A 16091-nucleotide genomic window follows, 5' to 3' on the forward strand; every position below is an offset into this window, starting at 1 on the left:
CAGGAGTATGGATGTTGCGCGGCGTCAATGAAATCAGCAGGCATTGAAGATGCAGTAGGAGACCGGGAAGTTCTGTAGGGAATTTCCTACAAGGGCGTGGCATCTTGTCGCGATCGTCGCCGCGGGCGGGCGCCGACGTGGTCCACGTCGCCGTCAGAGTTCGTCCGGATCTTCAAACACCTTGTGACGTATCGCGTAGCGCACGAGTGCCGTGTCGTTCGGCATCTGCATTTTCTCGAGTATCCGCGTCTTGTATGTGCTGACGGTCTTGACGCTCACGCAGAGCGCCTGCGCGATTTCGGAAATCGACTGGCCGGCGGTGACGCGCTGGAATACGTCGAACTCGCGGTCGGACAGGCGCTGGTGCGGCAGGAGGTCGGTCGGCTCGTTGAGGCTCTGCGCGAATTGCTCGGCCATGGTCAGGCTGACGTAAACGCCGCCAGCTGCGATCTTGGTCAGCGCCGCGACCAATTCGGCACTGGCGCTTTCCTTGGTCATGTATCCGGATGCACCCGCACGAAACGCGCGCACCGCGTATTGCTGCTCGGCATGCATCGTCAGCACGAGGATATGCAATGCCGGTTTTTCGTCCCTGATCTGCTTGATGAGCTCGATACCGTTTCGGCCGGGCATCGACAGGTCGAGCACCAGCACGTTCGCATTCGTGCCGCGCACGAGCGCGATCGTGGAAGCGCTGTCGCGCGCTTCACCGGCGACCTCGAAACCGCTTGCGTTCTGCAGGATATGTCGCAGGCCGTCCCTGACGAGCGCATGGTCGTCGGCGATGAGTACCCTGATCATGGCAGTGCGTTTCCCTGCCGGGTCGCGTAGAGCAGCCGCGCGACGACGATTGTCGATTCTGTTCCCGGCTTGGGCATCACTATCGTCCGTTGTTGGTCGAAAGTCATGACGGCCACCGTCAACGACGGGACGGCGGCCTTCGTTATACGGGTCAGATCGGCGCGCCATCCGACCCGCTGGCACGGCAGAAATTGTGCACGCTTTACCGGCGTTCGCCAATCGGGACCGATGCGTACGGCCGGCACCGTACGGGCTTGACCGGCGTCAACCGGATGGCGGCCGTCAGGATCAGACTGGTTTTCCAACCCGATCGAATCCGGACGAAAACAGGGAGGCGCCATGTATGCACGGATCCTTGCAGCACTCGACGGCAGCCGCAGCGCGCGGCTCGCGCTCGACGAGGCGATTTCGCTAGCGCGCACGTCGGGCGGCCTGATTGTCGCCGTCTGCGTGGTATCGGACGCGCCCAGGCTCACGGACGTCGACAGCGGTTATATCGACTGGCGCGACTCGGCGGGGCTGGACGCGGACAAGGCCGCGATCGCGGTCGCGGATGCCGAGACCGCGTTTCGCCTGTGCGGCGTACGCGGCACGGCGCAAACGATCGACGCGTGCGGCGAGGACATCTCGTCGGTGCTGGCGCGTGCGGCCGCCGAATGCGATGCCGACCTGATTGTGATGGGCACGCATGGCCGTCGCGGTGTGCGTCGCGCGTTGCTCGGCAGCGTCGCCGAAGCGCTGGTGCGCACCGCGGACCGGCCGGTGCTGGTCGTGCGGGAGGGGCCGGGCGCGGGCGCGGCCGTGTTGTGACACGGCGGCAGCCGCAAGCGGCTGCCGCTTTCTCGTCACGCGCTCAGTGAGACAGCAGGACCGGCACCGTCATCGTCTCGAGGATCGTGCGCGTCGCACCGCCCAGCACGCGTTCGTGCATGCGGGCATGGCTGTACAAACCCATCACGAGCAGATCCGCATGCAGGTCGGTCACCCGGTTGAGCAGCGTCGCGCCCACGCTGACCGACCGTTCGCGCGGTGTCGTCGAGAACGATGCGCGAACGCCGTGTCGTTCGAGATACGCGGCAACGTCGACGCCGGCCGGCGTCTCGTCGGGATCGGGACGCTTGTGGACGACCGTCTCGACGTTGACGAAGCGCGCGCGGGCGAGCAGCGGCAGCGCGTCGGCCATCACGCGCGCGGCTTCGCGTCCGCCGTCCCAGCCGATCAGCACGTTCTCGCCGAACGTTCGCACGTCGCCCGCGTAGGGCACGACGATCGCCGGGCGTCCGCTGCCCATCACGACATCCTCGACGAAATGGCGTGCCACGTAGGTCGTGCGGTCGTCGGGGTCTTCCTGGCCCAGCACCAGCAGATCGGCATGCCGCGCATGCTGGATCGCGGCATCGGTCGCGTTGCCTGCCGGCGCCTGCCATTCGACGCTGCGTCCCGCGCGCTCGGCGGCCATCAGGAAGCGCTCCTCCGCGTCCTTGCGCCGCTGCTCGCACAGACGCTCGTAGACGGCAAGCTTGAGGGGTTCGTCGGGCCGTCGCAACGGTTCGAAGAGGTCCTGGCAGACCACGTAGAGGCCGATCAGATGTGCGTTCCAGCGCGCCGCGAGTTCGAGCGCGAGGTCGACGCGCGTCGAGCAGCGCTCGCTGTCGTCGAGATGGACCAGCAGGGTCTTGTAGCTCATGACGGCTCCTTTTCGGTCGATGCTGCAGTGGTTTCGGCGGGCGCTTTCGGCGGGCAGCTCGCCGGGATCATCAGGACGGGGCACGTGGCGTGCCGCAGCACGCGCTCGGCCACGCTGCCGAGGACGAGGCGGCGAAAGCCGCGCCGCCCGTGCGTGCCGATCACGATCAGGTCGGCGTCGATTTCGTTGGCAAGGCTGACGAGCCGCAGCGAGATATCCTCGCCGGTCGGTGCGACATCGACGATCTGCGGCGTGCCGGACACGTCGCGCGCTTTCATGCGTTTCGCCGCGTCGTCCGTGACGCGCAGCCCTTCCTCGCGGAAGGCATCGATCAGGATCGACGGGTCGTATCCGTACGTGTCGTAGGCCGGCACTAGGAAATCGACGACGTAGACGGGTGTCAGCCGCGCACCTGTTTCCGACGCGAGCGTCAGCGCGGCGTCGAGCGCGCGGGACGACGTGTCGCTGCCGTCGAGCGCCACCAGAATATTCGAGTACATGGCGTTTTCCTTGAACGGATGTGGATGGAATCATCATCGGCGCGTGCGAGCTGATCGCGCTGATCTGGATCAAGCGTCCCGGTTGCCGCGAAGCACGCGCACCGCGGCGCGCGCCGCGATCCAGGCTTCGTTGGCCGGCTCGACCACCACCATGACCGCGCTCGACGCGGACGACACGACATGCGCATTGGCGGCATTCGCGCGAGCGTCGATTTCGATGCCGAGCCAGCCGAGCGACGCGCAGATCCGCTCGCGCAATACCGCCGAGTGCTCGCCGATGCCGGCCGTGAAGACCAGCATGTCGAGGCCGCCGAGCAGTGCGGTCAGCGCGCCTGCCTCGCGCACGATCCGATGGACGTACAGTGCCAGCGCATCGCGGGCCGGTGCGTCGCCGGCTGCTTCGCACGCGAGCAGCACCCGCGGGTCGCCGGACGTGCCCGAGACACCCTTGAGCCCCGACTCGTGATACAGCATGTGGCCCAGTGCGTCGCCCGACAGGTTCGCGACATCGAGCAGATGCAGGACGACACCGGGATCGAGCGTGCCGCAGCGGGTGCTCATCATCAGTCCGTCGAGCGCGGAGAAACCCATCGTCGTCGCAACGCTGTGGCAGTCGCGCAGCGCGCACAGGCTCGCGCCGCTGCCGAGGTGGGCGGCAATGACGCGGCCGCGCGCACGCACGCCGAACGCATCGTCGAGCGCGACGGCCAGGTATTCGTACGACAGACCATGGAATCCGTAACGACGCACGCCCTGGTCGAACCACGCGTGCGGCAGCGGCAGCAGTTGTTCGGTGCGCGGCAGCGTGCGATGAAACGCCGTGTCGAATACGGCGATTTGCGGAATGTCCGGAAACGCGTCGCGCAGCACCTCGATTGCGTCCAGGCTGTGCGGTTGATGCAAGGGCGCGAGCGGCGTCAGCGTGCGAAGCGAGCCGAGCACCGCATCGTCGACGATCACCGGCTCCACGTACCGTGCGCCGCCATGCACGACGCGATGGGCAATGGCGCCCAGTGCGACATGCGGCAACTGCACACGGATCCACATCGCGATCCGCGCAAGCACGGCGCGGTAGGGATCGCTCGTGCCCAGCGGCAGCGAACCGGCCGGTTCGGCATCGAAACGAATCGATACGCTGTTGCCGGTCTCGACGGCCTCGCCTTCGTGCAGCGGCCGTCGCGCGGGATCGTCGTGCGGCGGATAGGCGAACACCGCGAACTTCACGCTCGACGAACCGGCGTTGACGACAAGGAGCGCGAGCGTACGCATCGACCGGCTCAGTGCGACATCAGCACCGGCAGCGTCATCGACGACAGCACCGTGCGCGTGGCGCCGCCCATGACCAGTTCGCGCCAGCGCGAATGGCCGTACGCGCCCATCACGAGCAGGTCCGACCCCGTTTCGTAAGCACGCGACAGCAGCGTGTCGCCGACCGACGAGCCGGTGCCGGTATCGATATCGAGCACGTTGACGTCGCGCGCATGGCGCGCCAGCATCAACGCGGCATCGGCAGCCGGAATGCGCGTGGTTGCCGCTTCCGAATCGCCGTCGACCACGGCGACGACCGTCGTGCGCTTCGCATGCTCGAGGAAGGGCATGGCATCGTGCGCGGCGCGGACAGCTTCCCGGCTGCCGTCCCAGGCGACGACCACCCGTTCGCCGATCGACGGGAATTCCCCGGCGTACGGCACGAACAGCACCGGGCGACCGGCAGACAGCACGAGGTTCTCCGGAAACTGATCGTCGATAAAGGTCTCGGGATCGTTCGGGTCGCTCTGGCCGGCTATCACGAGGTCGGCGAGACGCGCCGCACGCGGCACGGCCACATTGGCGCGCTCGTCGGCACGTACCCAGGCCGCCGGCACTTTCGCGCGTGCCGTCTCCGCGTGGAACAGGCGCTCCAGCGCGGCGAGCCGTTCGTCGCGCTGCTCGCGCTGCGCGCGGAAATAATCGGCGGAACCGGCCATCACGTAGAACGAATGCGGCTCCGGCGTGTAGATCGCGAACAGCCCGGTCAGATGCGCGCCGAAGCGCCGGGCGAGACGCAATGCGAACTCGAGGCGCGAATGCGCTCGGGCGCTCGTATCGAGGTGCACGACTAGGCTCTTGTAGCTCATCGAAATCGCTCCGTCGACGGATGATCCGCCGGTGCAATCCAGTCTACGAAGCAGGCTTTCAGCGGGCTTGACTCAGATCAACGGCAGCCGTGCGCCACGGCCGCACAGTGAAGCGGACGCCAACCCATTGACCGGATCGAAGGAGGGAAGACGATGAGTCCCCACGCTTTGACGACACCGAATGACGTTTGTCGCGCGGGCTGCGATCTCGCGTTGCGCACGGTCGCGCTGAATCGCGACTGGCAGCATGAATGGCAGGTGCTGGCAGGACGACGCATCGACCGGGACCGCGACGCGGTGCGCCATCTGCAGCAAGCGCTCGCGGAAGCGAAAGCGTGGACGGCCTTCGGCGAAGCGGCACGGAAGGTGATGTGCGATTACACGACCGCCAGCGTCGCGATCTGGCAGGACGCGGCGGAGCTGTGCATGCGCGGGCAGTTCGAGAGCGCCAGTGCGTGGCGCACGTGGTTGCGCGATTACGGTACCGAGACCGACTCGTTGCCCGATCTCGGGCGACTGGCGGTGATCAACGAGGCCAGCATGCCGTGGCGCGACTGGATGGCGGCGTTCGAGCTCGGCATCACGGAAACCGTCGGGGCCAATGACGGCACGCCGGTTGCGGCCCGTCGTCTGGCGGGTATCGATGGCGAACGGGAGCACGATCATGTGCGCTAAACGCGTCGCGTTCGTCACGGGCGGCATGGGCGGCCTTGGCGCCGCGATCAGCCGTCGCCTGCACGAGGCCGGCATGACGGTGGTGGTATCGCACACGGAACGCAACGACCACGTCGCGACGTGGCTCACGCACGAACGCGAGGCGGGCCGCACGTTTCATGCGTTCGAGGTCGACGTTGCCGACTACGATTCGTGCCAGCACTGCGCGGCTCGCGTGCTGGCCGAATTCGGGCGCGTCGACGTGCTCGTCAACAACGCCGGCGTCACGCATGACGCCACCTTCTTGAAGATGACCAAGAGCATGTGGGACGCGGTGTTGCGCACCAATCTCGACAGCATGTTCAACATGACCAAGCCGTTCGTGCCCGGCATGATCGACGCGGGCTTCGGGCGGATCGTGAACATCGGCTCCGTGAACGGTTCGAGAGGCGCATACGGGCAAGCGAACTACGCGGCCGCGAAGGCCGGCATCCACGGCTTCACGAAAGCGCTGGCGCTCGAACTCGCGCGGCACGGCGTGACGGTCAATACGGTGTCACCGGGCTACCTGGCGACCGCGATGCTCGAGTCGGTGCCGAAGGAAGTGCTCGACACGAAGATCCTGCCGCAGATTCCGGTCGGGCGTCTCGGCGACCCCGACGAAATCGCCGCGCTCGTCGCGTTCCTGTGTTCCGACGCGGGGGCCTTCGCGACCGGCGCGGAATTCGACGTGAACGGCGGGATGCATATGCGATGAACGGGTCCGTCATCCGCGCGCCGTTCCCGCACGAATCGACGCAGCCATCGGGCCGGGACGAGCCGCAATCGAGCGCGACCGAATGCGTGCGGGTCGAGACGTCGCCGGCCGACCAGTGGAATCGCGCGGCGCATGCGAACGTTGCCGCGATGACCTTCGGGCTGTCGCCCGTGTCGCTGGCGCTGGCCGTGCTCGACTGGAGCGCGCATCTGGCGGTGTCGCCGGGAAAGTGCTTCGAGCTCGCGATGCTGGCATGGCAGGCCGCCGCGCCGTCGATGGCGGGCCACGGCACGGCGGACGATGCCGACGCAAACGGCGTGGCCGTGCACGCCGGGGAAGCCGATCCGCGTTTTTCCGACCCGGCGTGGGCCGGCTGGCCGTTTCGCGCGTATCGCGACGGCTTCCTGTCGATCCAGCGCTGGTGGTGCGACGCGACGCGCGGCGTGCCGGGCGTCGAGCGGCACCACGAGGAACTGGTCGGATTCGTCGCGCGTCAATGGCTCGACGCCTGCTCGCCCGGCAATTTCGTGGCGACCAATCCGGTCGTGCTCGACGCGACGCTGCGCAGCGTCGGCGCGAATCTCGCGGCGGGCCTGCGGCACTGGCTCGACGACGCGCACGCGTTGCGCGATCGCGCGGGCGGCAGGCATTCCATCGATGCGCGCGCGTATCTGCCGGGACGCGACGTGGCGATCACGCCCGGCAGGGTCGTCTGGCGAAACGCATTGTGCGAACTGTTGCAGTACGACCCGACGACGGCCCGCGTGGCGCGCGAGCCGATCCTGATCGTGCCTTCGTGGATCATGAAGTACTACATCCTCGATCTGCAGCCGCGCAATTCGCTGATCCGCTTCCTGGTCGATTCGGGCTATACGGTGTTCGCGGTGTCGTGGCGCAACCCGGGCGCGGAAGCGCGCGAGCTCGGGCTCGACGATTACCTGCGCGACGGATGCATGGCGGCGCTCGACGCCGTCCGGTCGATCTGCGGCGAAGCCGCGCACGCGGTCGGCTATTGTCTTGGCGGCACGCTGCTGGCGATCGGCGCGGCAACGCTCGCGCGGGACGGCCGGCAACACGAGGCCCTGCGATCCGTCACGTTGCTCGCGGCCCAGACCGATTTCAGCGAGCCCGGCGAACTCGGCCTGTTCATCGACGCCAGCGAACTGTCCGCGCTCGATGCGCTGATGTGGCGGCAGGGTTATCTGGATGGCGCGCAGATGTCCGCCGCATTCGAGCTGCTGAACGCGCGCGACCTGATCTGGTCGCGGATGATGAGCGAGTACCTGCTCGGCAAGCGCACGAAGCCGAACGACCTGATGTCGTGGAACGCGGACACCACGCGCATGCCGTATCGCATGCATTCCGAATACCTGACGCGGCTCTTTCTCGACAACGATCTCGCAGCGGGCCGCTACTGCGTCGACGGGCGGCCGGTCGCGTTGTCGGATATCGACGTGCCGACGTTCGCGGTCGGGACCGAGCGCGATCACGTGTCGCCGTGGCGGTCCGTCTACAAACTCCATCTGCTCACGCACCACGCGCTGACTTTCGTGCTGACGTCGGGCGGGCACAACGCGGGCATCGTGTCCGAGCCGGGCCACCCGGGCCGCCATTATCGCTGCGCGACCCGCGAGCCCGGCGCGCCTTACCGCAGCCGGCACGACTTCGTGCGCGACACGCCCGCGGTCAACGGATCGTGGTGGACGTGCTGGCGCGACTGGCTGTACGAGCGTTCGTCCGGCGAGGTGCCGGCGCGCGTGCCGGCCGCCGGGCTCGCCGCGGCACCCGGTACCTATGTGCTCGAAACATGAATGCGGGCGCTGGCGGCCCTGCGTGCCGATGATGGCGAAATCGCGGCGGCCGGCCATGCGCGAGTCCTGACGAACGAACGGATCACCCTTTCGATGAAGGAGCAGTGATGAAAGCACTCGTCTACAACGGGCCGGGGCGCAAGGCGCTCGAACGGCGGCCCATGCCGGAACTGCAGTCGCCCACCGATGCGATCGTCCGCGTGACGCGCACGACGATCTGCGGCACCGATCTGCATATCCTCAAGGGCGACGTACCGACCTGCGAGCCCGGCCGCGTTCTCGGCCACGAAGGCGTGGGGACCGTCGAGCAGGTCGGTGCCGCGGTCGATGCGCTGACGCCGGGCGATCACGTGCTGATTTCGTGCATCTCGTCGTGCGGCCGCTGCGAATATTGCCGCCGGGGACTGTATTCGCACTGCACGACGGGCGGCTGGATCCTCGGGCACCGGATCGACGGCACGCAGGCCGAGTACGTGCGCATCCCGCATGCGCAAACCAGCCTGTACCGGATTCCGGCCGGCGCGGACGAAGACGCGCTCGTGATGCTGTCCGACATCCTGCCGACCGGATTCGAATGCGGGGTGCTGAACGGCAAGGTGCAGCCGGGCTGCACGGTCGCGATCGTCGGCGCCGGCCCGATCGGGCTGGCGGCGTTGCTGACCGCGCAGTTCTACTCGCCGGCGCAGGTCATCATGATCGACCCGGACAGCAACCGGCTCGAGGTTGCGCGCCACTTCGGCGCGACCGATTGCTTCGACGGCCGCACCGGCGACCCGGTCGAGGAGGTGATGAAGCTGACCGACGGCGTCGGCGTCGATTGCGCGATCGAGGCGGTCGGCATTCCGGCGACGTTCGAGATGTGCACGTCGCTCGTCGCGCCGGGCGGCGTGGTCGCGAACGTCGGCGTGCATGGGGTCAAGGCCGACCTGCATCTCGAGAAGCTGTGGGATCGCAACATCTCGATCACGACGCGGCTCGTCGACACGGTCAGCACGCCGATGCTGCTGAAGACCGTGCGCGCCGGGCGTCTCGATCTGAATCGCCTGATCACGCACCGCTTTTCGCTCGACGACGTCGAGCGTGCGTACGACACGTTCGGCCGCGCGGCGCAAACCCATGCGCTGAAAGTCATCATCGAGGTCGGTTGATCGCCCGGGAACGGATGACGGGAGCCGGTACGCGACGTCCGGCTCCCAGCGCGCGCGGCGGGCGCCGCCGTCAGGACGAAAGCGCGGCCGGCTCGCGCGTGTCGCCGGTCTGGATCGCGTCGAGATCGACGCTTTGCGCGTAAGTCGGCACCTCGCACGGCCAATGCAGTCGTTCCGAGATGCGCCGCCGCAATGCATCGGCCGCGGCCGGTTCGCCATGCGTGATGAAGGTCCGCACCGGTGCGCGCTGCATCGTGCCGAGCCACTGGAGAATCTCCTCGTAGTCGGCATGTGCGGAGAGCGTGGTGATCGACTCGACCTGTGCGCGCACGCGCACGTATTCGCCGTGAATCTTCACCGTCGGCTCGTGCGCGGCCAGTGCCGCGCCGCGGGTGCCGACAGCCTGGTAGCCGACCAGCGCGATCGTGTTGCGCGCATCGGGCGCATAGTGGCTCAGGTGATGCAGCACACGCCCGCCCGTCGCCATGCCGCTGCCGGCGATGATGACCATCGGGCCATGATGTTCGCCGATCGCCTTCGATTGATCGACCGACCGGATCATCGTTGCCGCGTGACCGAGTGCGTTCGCTTCGGAAAGGGTCAGGCGGTGTTCGAGGATATGGTGACGATAGATCTCGGTCACGTCCGTCGCCATCGGGCTGTCGAGAAACACCGGGACGCGCGCCATCCGGCCGGATGCCTTCAGGCGCGCAATGTAGTGCAGGATTTCCTGCGCGCGGCCGACCGTGAAGCAGGGCATCACGACGACGCCGCCGCGCGCGAAGGTCTTGTCGAACAGCGCGGCCAGTTCGCTCTCGGGGTCGGCGTCCGGATGCAGCCGGTCGCCGTATGTCGATTCGACGACCAGGTAATCGGCATGAGCGGGCGCCAGCGGCGGCTGCATGATCGGGTCGTGATACCGGCCGAGGTCGCCCGAGAACGCGAGCACCTTGTGATTCCAGTGCATCACGACGCTCGCGGCGCCGAGAATATGCCCGGCCGGCAGCAGGCGGAACGACAGGCCGCCGCCCAGCGCGGTGCACTCGTCGAAGGCAACGGGCGTCAGCAGCTGCAGCGCGCGCTGCGCGTCGTCCACGGTGTACAGCGGTTGTGCCGGATGATGCTTCGAGTAGCCGTGGCGGTTCGCGAAGTCGGCTTCCTCCTCCTGCAGCCGCGCGCTGTCGCGCAACATGATGTCGCAGAGCTCGGCCGTTGCCGCGGTGCAATATACCGGCCCGCGATACCCTTCGCGCACCAGTACCGGAAGATAGCCGGTGTGGTCGACGTGCGCATGTGTGAGCACGACCGCGTCCAGCGTGTCGGGCGCGAGCGGCAGCGGGCTCCAGTTGCGCAGCCGCAGATTCTTCGTGCCCTGGAACAGGCCGCAATCGACCAGCACGCGCCGGTTGCCGTGCTCGATCAGGTACTTCGAGCCGGTGACGGTTTCGGTCGCACCGAGAAATGTCAGTTTCATCGCTCGCCTCGCTGGAAGTCGATGGGTTCAGTGAGTCGATTACATCGCGAACGCGCGTGCGACGGTTGATGGAAATCAGGGATTGCTGTATCCGTCGGCCGGTCGGGCGGGATTCGCAAGCGGTGCGTCGCCCGTCCGGGTTGATGTCAATCAACGACCGGGCCCGGCGGCGGGATGATAGTGAAACCGTGCGCGATTGCGATGCCAGGCTTGTGCCGCCCGCGCATGCCGCCTACGCAGTGCGTGGCGCTATCACGACGCTTTCGGGACGAACCCATCATGACGCTGATCGCAAATCTGGACGGTGCCCGGACCGGCTACCGGCTGTGCTTCGTCCGCGCGCCGTGGGCGTGGTTTACATGCTTGCCGCTCGATCGGCAATGCGGTGAGCGCTGGGCGGAAGTTCCGTACCAGGACTTTGCGCAATCGCCATACAGCGATTCGCGTGCCCAATTGCTGCGGGTCGCGTTCGACGCGCCGCGCCTGCTGTCGCCCGAGGCAGGACGACACGGGCATGCGTGGAGCGTCGAGCAGATCAATCGCGGCGCGGCGCCGTGGCTGCGCAGCGAGGATTTCGTCGATGCCATGACGCTGACCGTTCCGGCCGGCGCGACGCTCGGCGTGTTCGTCGAGGCGGTCGAAGCTGCCGGCGGCACCGTCTACGGCCCGCTCGGCTGGGCGGAGCTGCCGCCATGGCAGCAGCCCGACATCGCGACGCAAACGGGCTGAATGGCCGCGCCACGGCCCTTCAGCCCGCTTCCCCCCAGCCGCCGCCAAGCGCGACGTAGAACGCGACCGTGTCCTGCAGCCGCTGCGCGACGGCCTGCAACCATGCAATCCGCGCCTGATGGTATTGCACGTCGGCGACCAGCAACTGCACGTAGCCGGCGATTCCCGCGTCGTAGCCGGCCTGCGTGAGCTTCAGCGCGTCGCGGGCCGCGGCCATCGCGCGGGCCTGCGCATCGAGCGCGATCGCATCGTTCGCGAGCGCACGCAACGTGTCGGCCACCTGCGAGAACGCCGACAGGACGACCTGCCGGTAGGCCGCGTCCGCTTCGTCATACTCATCCTGCGCAGCGCGCCGCTGGTTCCGGAGCGTGCCGCCGTGAAAGAGCGGCGCGGTCAGGCCGGCGCCGACACTCCACGCGCGGCCGGCCGGTGAGAACAATTTGCCGGCGACGATGCTGTCGAACCCGCCGGACGCGGACAGCGTGACGGTCGGGTAGAGCGCGGCGGTCGCGACGCCGACCTGCGCGCTGGCCACGTGCAATTGCGCCTCCGCCTGCAGGATGTCCGGCCGGCGCCGCACCAGCGACGACGGCGCCGTATCCGGCAAGCGCGCGGGCAGTTCGATCCCGTCGAGCGACAGGTCCGGCGTCTGCCAGTCGGCGGGGTAGCGACCGGCCAGCAGCGCGAGCAGATCGTCGGCCTGCGCGCGTTTCTGGTCGAGCGCGGGCAGCGTCGCTTCGAGCGAGGCCCGCTGGGATTCCAGCGTGAGCACCGCGACATGGGCCGCCGCGCCGGCCGTCACCTGTGCGCGGGTCAGGCGAATCTGCTCGTCGAGCAAGCCGATCATTTCGCGCGTTGCCGAGCCCTCGTCGCGATAGGCGGCGCGCGCGATCATCGTATTGACGACGTTGGCGGTCAGCATCAGGTAGGCGCCCGCCAGCGCCTGGCGCTGCGCGTCGACGTCGGCCACCAGCGCCTCGACCTGGCGTCGTTCGCCGCCCCACAGGTCGAGCGTGTAGCTGACCGTTGCCGACAGCGTGAACAGGTTGAAGATCGATGCCGGCAGGGCCTGGCCGGTGCGCAGCGGAGCATAGCGCTGGCGCGACGCGCCGGCTTGCGCATCCACCTGCGGGAAGAAGATGCCTTCGCCGGCGCGCAGCGCATGTTCGCTGCGCCGCAGCGTCGCCTCGGCGAGATCGAGCGTCGGGCTGCCGGTCAGTGCTTCGCTCACGGTCGAGTCGATGTCGCGGCTGCCGAAACGCGTCCACCAGTCGCGCGCGAGCGTCGTGTCGGCCGACGGGACCTGCGTGGGTCCGCCGCCGGCCCGGGCACCGGACGCCGCGCCCGGATCGCCGGGCGGCACGAAGCGCGCGACGCGCGGCGCGGGCGGAGGGACGAAGTCGGGCCCGACCATGCATCCCGCGAGCAGCACGGCGAGCGCCAGCGCCGATGTTGCGTGGCGCAGCGTATGCCCGCGGCGGGGCCCGTCATTTGCCGGCGACGTAGACATCGACGATCTGCCCGGGAAACAGCCGCACGTTCCGGTTCGGCACGATACGGAAAATGACCGGCAGCACGCGCACGTCGACGCGCTCGGTGCGCTGGTCCGACAGTTCGATCTTCGGCGTGACGTACGGCTGCACGCGCACGAACTGGAGGTCGGCCTCGACCGACGTGCCGCGCACGAACATATGCGCCTTCAATGCATGCAGATCGGGCAGCTGGTGGATCAGGATTTCGTCGATGTAGCAGCGCACCTGCAGGTGGTCGACCGGCGTGCCGAGCACCGCGACGGGCGTGTTGCCCTGCGTATAGGTGTCGTAGAGCCCCTGCGAGGTCAGGTATGACCCGACGGCCGCGTTCATCGCCAGGACGGTGCCGTCCGCCGGCGCGCGCAGCGTGTAGCGCGCGAGCAGTGCGGCGGCCGCGTCGGCCGCACGCCGCAGCGCGATGGCCTGCGCCTCCTGGTTGCGGACGTCGAAGCTCCATGCGCCGGCTTTCGTCAGGCGATACTGCCGCGTCACGACGTCCAGGTTGGCCGCCGCGACGCGTACCGCGTTCGCGGCCGTGTCGAGCGCGTCGCGGCTGACCGCTTTCGGGTCGATGTCGTACGCGTGCCGCTGCTTGTCGTACTGATCCCGTGCCAGCTTCAGGCTGGCCTGGGCGGCCGCCGTTTGCGCACTGGCCACGTCGAGCACCTCGCGGCGCGGCTGCGCCTTCAGCTCGTCGAGCAGCGCGGTTGCCGCGTCGGCCTGCGCCGCGAGCTGGGCGGCCGTGGCGCGTTGCACCGAGTCGTCGATCGTCAGCAGCGCGTCGCCGGCCTTCACCGGGTCGCCGTCGTGCACGAGGATGCGTGTCACCGCGCCCGTGACGTCCGGATAGACGTTTACGTTCGCGCCGGCCGGCTGCTCGCTCTCGACGATGCCGTTCGCATAGACGCCGCGCGCGTACGGATTGGCGGCCGGCTTGAACACCGGCGGCTGCGGCGGCTCCTGGCGGCTGTACACCCACGCGGCGACGAGGCTCGCCAGGAAGCCGAGCAGGGCTGCCGCGAACACGAGCCGGTGTTTCAATCGCGCACCTCCGCGGTCGATGCCGTTCAGCTTGCCGTCCTCCATCCGCAGGATGCGATCCGCGTATTCGAAGATCCGCGCGTCGTGCGTGACGATCACGATGCAGCGCGTGTCGCTCAACACCTTGTGCTTGACGAAGTCGATGATCATGCGGCCCGTGTCGCCGTCGAGCGACGCGGTCGGCTCGTCGAGGATCAGCAGGTCGGGCTGGCTGACAATCGCGCGCGCGATCGCGACGCGCTGCTGTTCGCCGCCGGACAGCTTGACGGGCGGCAGTTGCGCGCGGTTCCCGAGTCCGACGACATCGAGATAGTTGCGTGCTTCCTTGATGGCGTCATCCCATGGCCGGCGTTTCAGGATCAGCGGGATCGCGACGTTCTCCACGGTCGTGAGTCTCGGAAACAGGTGGTAGTCCTGGAACACGAACCCGATCCGGTGCAGCCGGAAATCGGCGATCGCGTCGTTCGGCTGCGCCCACAGGTCGACACCGTCGATCGACACCGAGCCCGATTCCGGCCGCAGGATGCCCGAGATCACGCTGAGCAGCGTCGTCTTGCCGCTGCCTGACGGCCCGACGATCAGCAGCATCTCGCCGAAGCTGGCCTGCATCGACACGTCGCACAGGGCCTGCGTGCGCGCTTCGCCGTCGCCGAACCACTTGCTGACGCCACGCGCGTCGATCGCGACATTCGTCATCGTCAGCCCCGGAAGATGTCGAACGGTTCGATGCGCAGCACGCGCCGCACGCCGAGATAGCTCGAGATCGTCGCGATCACGACCACCATGCCGAACGCGAGCGACAGGTTGCCGAACGTGATGAGCGCCGCGTAGTCGGGAATCTGCAGTTTCGCGAGACTGATCAGCAGCACGCACAGGCCGACGCCGATTCCGTATCCCGTCAGCGCCGTGAACGTCGCCTGGAACAGGATCATCGTGACGAGCTCGCGGCTTTTCGCGCCGATCGCCTTCAGCGCGCCGAACTTGTCGAGGTTTTCGAGGATGAACGCGTAGAACGTCTGACCGGAAATCGACAACCCGATGATGAAGCTGATGATCGTCATCAGCATGATGTTGGTGCCGAGCCCCGTCTCGTACTTGTAGAAACGCGAGATCTGCGCGATGAATTCGTCGCGCGTGTAGGCTTGGTAGCCTAGCGATTTCACGACGGCCTTGATGTGCGCAATGTCCGCATCCGACTTCGGCTCGACGAGAATGTACGAGGTCGTGAAGCGCGGCGACGGAATATAGCGGATCGCGCGCGCATACGTGGTGTAAAGCGTCGGCGTGCCGAACAGCCCGCTCGCGGCGACCTTCGCGATGCCGACGATCACGCCGCGATGATCGTTCAGCTCGAAATCGGTGCCGACCGACGGGTTTTCCAGCTTGCGGAACTCGGTGTCGTCGATCGCGATGAAGCCGTTCTCCGCATAGATGTCCTCGATCCGGCCCTGCAGCATCGTCGGGCGACCCAGCAGGCTGGCGTCGTCGAGGCCGACGACCGTCACCGCCTGGTAGGTGCCGGAGCGCAGCTTGACGAGCGCGGCACCGGAATAGAGCGGCACCGCGTACTTGACGCCGTCGATGCTGCGCACGGCGTCGAGCACGTAGTCGGGCATGCCGATGCTGTTGGCGATCGTCTTCACGGCCGGGTCCATCACCCAGACCTTCGCGCCGATATTGATGACGGACGCCGACGATTTGTTCAGGATGCCTGCGAACAGCGACGTCATCTCGATCATCAGCAGCACCGAGAACGTGATGCCGACGGTCAGCGCAGTGAACTTCGCGCTGTCGTTCACGAGCAGCTTGAACGCGAGGCGGAGGATGCCGTTCACGATGT

Annotated in this window: 15 protein-coding genes and 1 pseudogene; 6 read left to right on the forward strand and 10 right to left on the reverse strand. The window is 67.5% G+C overall.

The annotated features are described in order from the left end of the window. Positions 1-153: 153 nt before the first annotated feature. Positions 154-801, reverse strand: a complete 648-nt coding sequence (locus BBJ41_RS37045; RefSeq protein WP_069751227.1) for a response regulator — start codon at positions 799-801, stop codon at positions 154-156. A 339-nt stretch (positions 802-1140) separates the two neighbouring features. Between BBJ41_RS37045 and BBJ41_RS37050 the strand changes: the two genes are divergently transcribed. Then, the gene (locus BBJ41_RS37050; RefSeq protein WP_069751228.1) at positions 1141-1611 is read left to right on the forward strand and encodes a universal stress protein; all 471 of its coding nucleotides are present in this window, start codon (positions 1141-1143) and stop codon (positions 1609-1611) included. Between the two features lie 43 nt (positions 1612-1654). On the opposite strand, the gene BBJ41_RS37055 is transcribed toward BBJ41_RS37050, so the two are convergent. From BBJ41_RS37055 to BBJ41_RS37070, 4 genes are all read right to left on the reverse strand, one after another. Further along, on the reverse strand, positions 1655-2488 hold the full coding sequence (locus tag BBJ41_RS37055) for a universal stress protein (RefSeq protein WP_069751229.1): 834 nt from the start codon (positions 2486-2488) through the stop codon (positions 1655-1657). Continuing rightward, positions 2485-2988, reverse strand: a complete 504-nt coding sequence (locus BBJ41_RS37060) for a universal stress protein (RefSeq protein WP_069751230.1) — start codon at positions 2986-2988, stop codon at positions 2485-2487. The genes BBJ41_RS37055 and BBJ41_RS37060 overlap by 4 nt, the downstream gene beginning before the upstream one ends. Before the next feature lie 69 nt (positions 2989-3057). Then, positions 3058-4257: an acetate/propionate family kinase gene (locus tag BBJ41_RS37065; protein ID WP_069751231.1), complete on the reverse strand. Its 1200-nt coding sequence runs from the start codon at positions 4255-4257 to the stop codon at positions 3058-3060. An 8-nt stretch (positions 4258-4265) separates the two neighbouring features. Further along, positions 4266-5105, reverse strand: coding sequence for a universal stress protein (locus BBJ41_RS37070; protein ID WP_069751232.1), 840 nt, complete (start codon positions 5103-5105; stop codon positions 4266-4268). A gap of 153 nt (positions 5106-5258) precedes the next feature. Here BBJ41_RS37070 and BBJ41_RS37075 point away from each other — a divergent pair, with 153 nt between their 5' ends. The 4 genes from BBJ41_RS37075 to BBJ41_RS37090 all read left to right on the forward strand — a co-directional run bounded on the left by BBJ41_RS37075 (position 5259) and on the right by BBJ41_RS37090 (position 9475). Continuing rightward, on the forward strand, positions 5259-5780 hold the full coding sequence (locus BBJ41_RS37075) for a hypothetical protein (RefSeq protein WP_069751233.1): 522 nt from the start codon (positions 5259-5261) through the stop codon (positions 5778-5780). Next, on the forward strand, positions 5770-6516 hold the full coding sequence (locus BBJ41_RS37080; RefSeq protein ID WP_069751234.1) for a beta-ketoacyl-ACP reductase: 747 nt from the start codon (positions 5770-5772) through the stop codon (positions 6514-6516). The genes BBJ41_RS37075 and BBJ41_RS37080 overlap by 11 nt, the downstream gene beginning before the upstream one ends. Continuing rightward, positions 6513-8327, forward strand: a complete 1815-nt coding sequence (locus tag BBJ41_RS37085) for a PHA/PHB synthase family protein (RefSeq protein ID WP_069751235.1) — start codon at positions 6513-6515, stop codon at positions 8325-8327. The genes BBJ41_RS37080 and BBJ41_RS37085 overlap by 4 nt, the downstream gene beginning before the upstream one ends. 107 nt (positions 8328-8434) lie before the next feature. Next, the gene (locus BBJ41_RS37090) at positions 8435-9475 is read left to right on the forward strand and encodes a zinc-dependent alcohol dehydrogenase family protein (RefSeq protein WP_069751236.1); all 1041 of its coding nucleotides are present in this window, start codon (positions 8435-8437) and stop codon (positions 9473-9475) included. Between the two features lie 70 nt (positions 9476-9545). Here BBJ41_RS37090 and BBJ41_RS37095 read toward each other — a convergent pair whose 3' ends face one another. After that, positions 9546-10949 carry an MBL fold metallo-hydrolase RNA specificity domain-containing protein gene (locus BBJ41_RS37095; protein WP_069751237.1) on the reverse strand — a complete coding sequence of 468 codons (1404 nt, stop codon included), beginning with the start codon at positions 10947-10949 and terminating at the stop codon, positions 9546-9548. A gap of 279 nt (positions 10950-11228) precedes the next feature. On the opposite strand from BBJ41_RS37095, the gene BBJ41_RS37100 reads away from it, so the two are divergent. Next, entirely contained in the window at positions 11229-11678 is a 450-nt protein-coding gene (locus BBJ41_RS37100) for a hypothetical protein (RefSeq protein WP_069751238.1), read from the forward strand. A 19-nt stretch (positions 11679-11697) separates the two neighbouring features. Here the strand turns inward: BBJ41_RS37100 and BBJ41_RS37105 are convergent, their stop codons facing one another. From BBJ41_RS37105 to BBJ41_RS37115, 4 genes and pseudogenes are all read right to left on the reverse strand, one after another. Next, the gene (locus BBJ41_RS37105; protein ID WP_069751239.1) at positions 11698-13188 is read right to left on the reverse strand and encodes an efflux transporter outer membrane subunit; all 1491 of its coding nucleotides are present in this window, start codon (positions 13186-13188) and stop codon (positions 11698-11700) included. Next, complete coding sequence (locus BBJ41_RS37110; RefSeq protein ID WP_069751511.1) at positions 13166-14251, reverse strand: HlyD family secretion protein; 1086 nt, start codon at positions 14249-14251, stop codon at positions 13166-13168. The genes BBJ41_RS37105 and BBJ41_RS37110 overlap by 23 nt, the downstream gene beginning before the upstream one ends. A 6-nt stretch (positions 14252-14257) precedes the next feature. Then, a pseudogene (locus tag BBJ41_RS40095) lies at positions 14258-14953 on the reverse strand (ABC transporter ATP-binding protein); the annotation flags it as partial. Beyond that, positions 14950-16086, reverse strand: a complete 1137-nt coding sequence (locus BBJ41_RS37115; RefSeq protein ID WP_069751240.1) for an ABC transporter permease — start codon at positions 16084-16086, stop codon at positions 14950-14952. The pseudogene BBJ41_RS40095 and the gene BBJ41_RS37115, both read right to left, overlap by 4 nt. Positions 16087-16091 lie beyond the last annotated feature (5 nt).

This window comes from Burkholderia stabilis (genome assembly GCF_001742165.1).
GTDB lineage: Bacteria > Pseudomonadota > Gammaproteobacteria > Burkholderiales > Burkholderiaceae > Burkholderia > Burkholderia stabilis.

Coding starts and splice junctions, on each gene's coding strand:
- BBJ41_RS37045 (WP_069751227.1), bottom strand. CDS start 801: ATGATCAGGGTACTCATCGCCGACGACCATGCGCTCGTCAGGGACGGC.
- BBJ41_RS37105 (WP_069751239.1), bottom strand. CDS start 13,188: ATGTCTACGTCGCCGGCAAATGACGGGCCCCGCCGCGGGCATACGCTG.
- BBJ41_RS37060 (WP_069751230.1), bottom strand. CDS start 2,988: ATGTACTCGAATATTCTGGTGGCGCTCGACGGCAGCGACACGTCGTCC.
- BBJ41_RS37055 (WP_069751229.1), bottom strand. CDS start 2,488: ATGAGCTACAAGACCCTGCTGGTCCATCTCGACGACAGCGAGCGCTGC.
- BBJ41_RS37085 (WP_069751235.1), top strand. CDS start 6,513: ATGAACGGGTCCGTCATCCGCGCGCCGTTCCCGCACGAATCGACGCAG.
- BBJ41_RS37090 (WP_069751236.1), top strand. CDS start 8,435: ATGAAAGCACTCGTCTACAACGGGCCGGGGCGCAAGGCGCTCGAACGG.
- BBJ41_RS37065 (WP_069751231.1), bottom strand. CDS start 4,257: ATGCGTACGCTCGCGCTCCTTGTCGTCAACGCCGGTTCGTCGAGCGTG.
- BBJ41_RS37075 (WP_069751233.1), top strand. CDS start 5,259: ATGAGTCCCCACGCTTTGACGACACCGAATGACGTTTGTCGCGCGGGC.
- BBJ41_RS37050 (WP_069751228.1), top strand. CDS start 1,141: ATGTATGCACGGATCCTTGCAGCACTCGACGGCAGCCGCAGCGCGCGG.
- BBJ41_RS37095 (WP_069751237.1), bottom strand. CDS start 10,949: ATGAAACTGACATTTCTCGGTGCGACCGAAACCGTCACCGGCTCGAAG.
- BBJ41_RS37080 (WP_069751234.1), top strand. CDS start 5,770: ATGTGCGCTAAACGCGTCGCGTTCGTCACGGGCGGCATGGGCGGCCTT.
- BBJ41_RS37100 (WP_069751238.1), top strand. CDS start 11,229: ATGACGCTGATCGCAAATCTGGACGGTGCCCGGACCGGCTACCGGCTG.
- BBJ41_RS37070 (WP_069751232.1), bottom strand. CDS start 5,105: ATGAGCTACAAGAGCCTAGTCGTGCACCTCGATACGAGCGCCCGAGCG.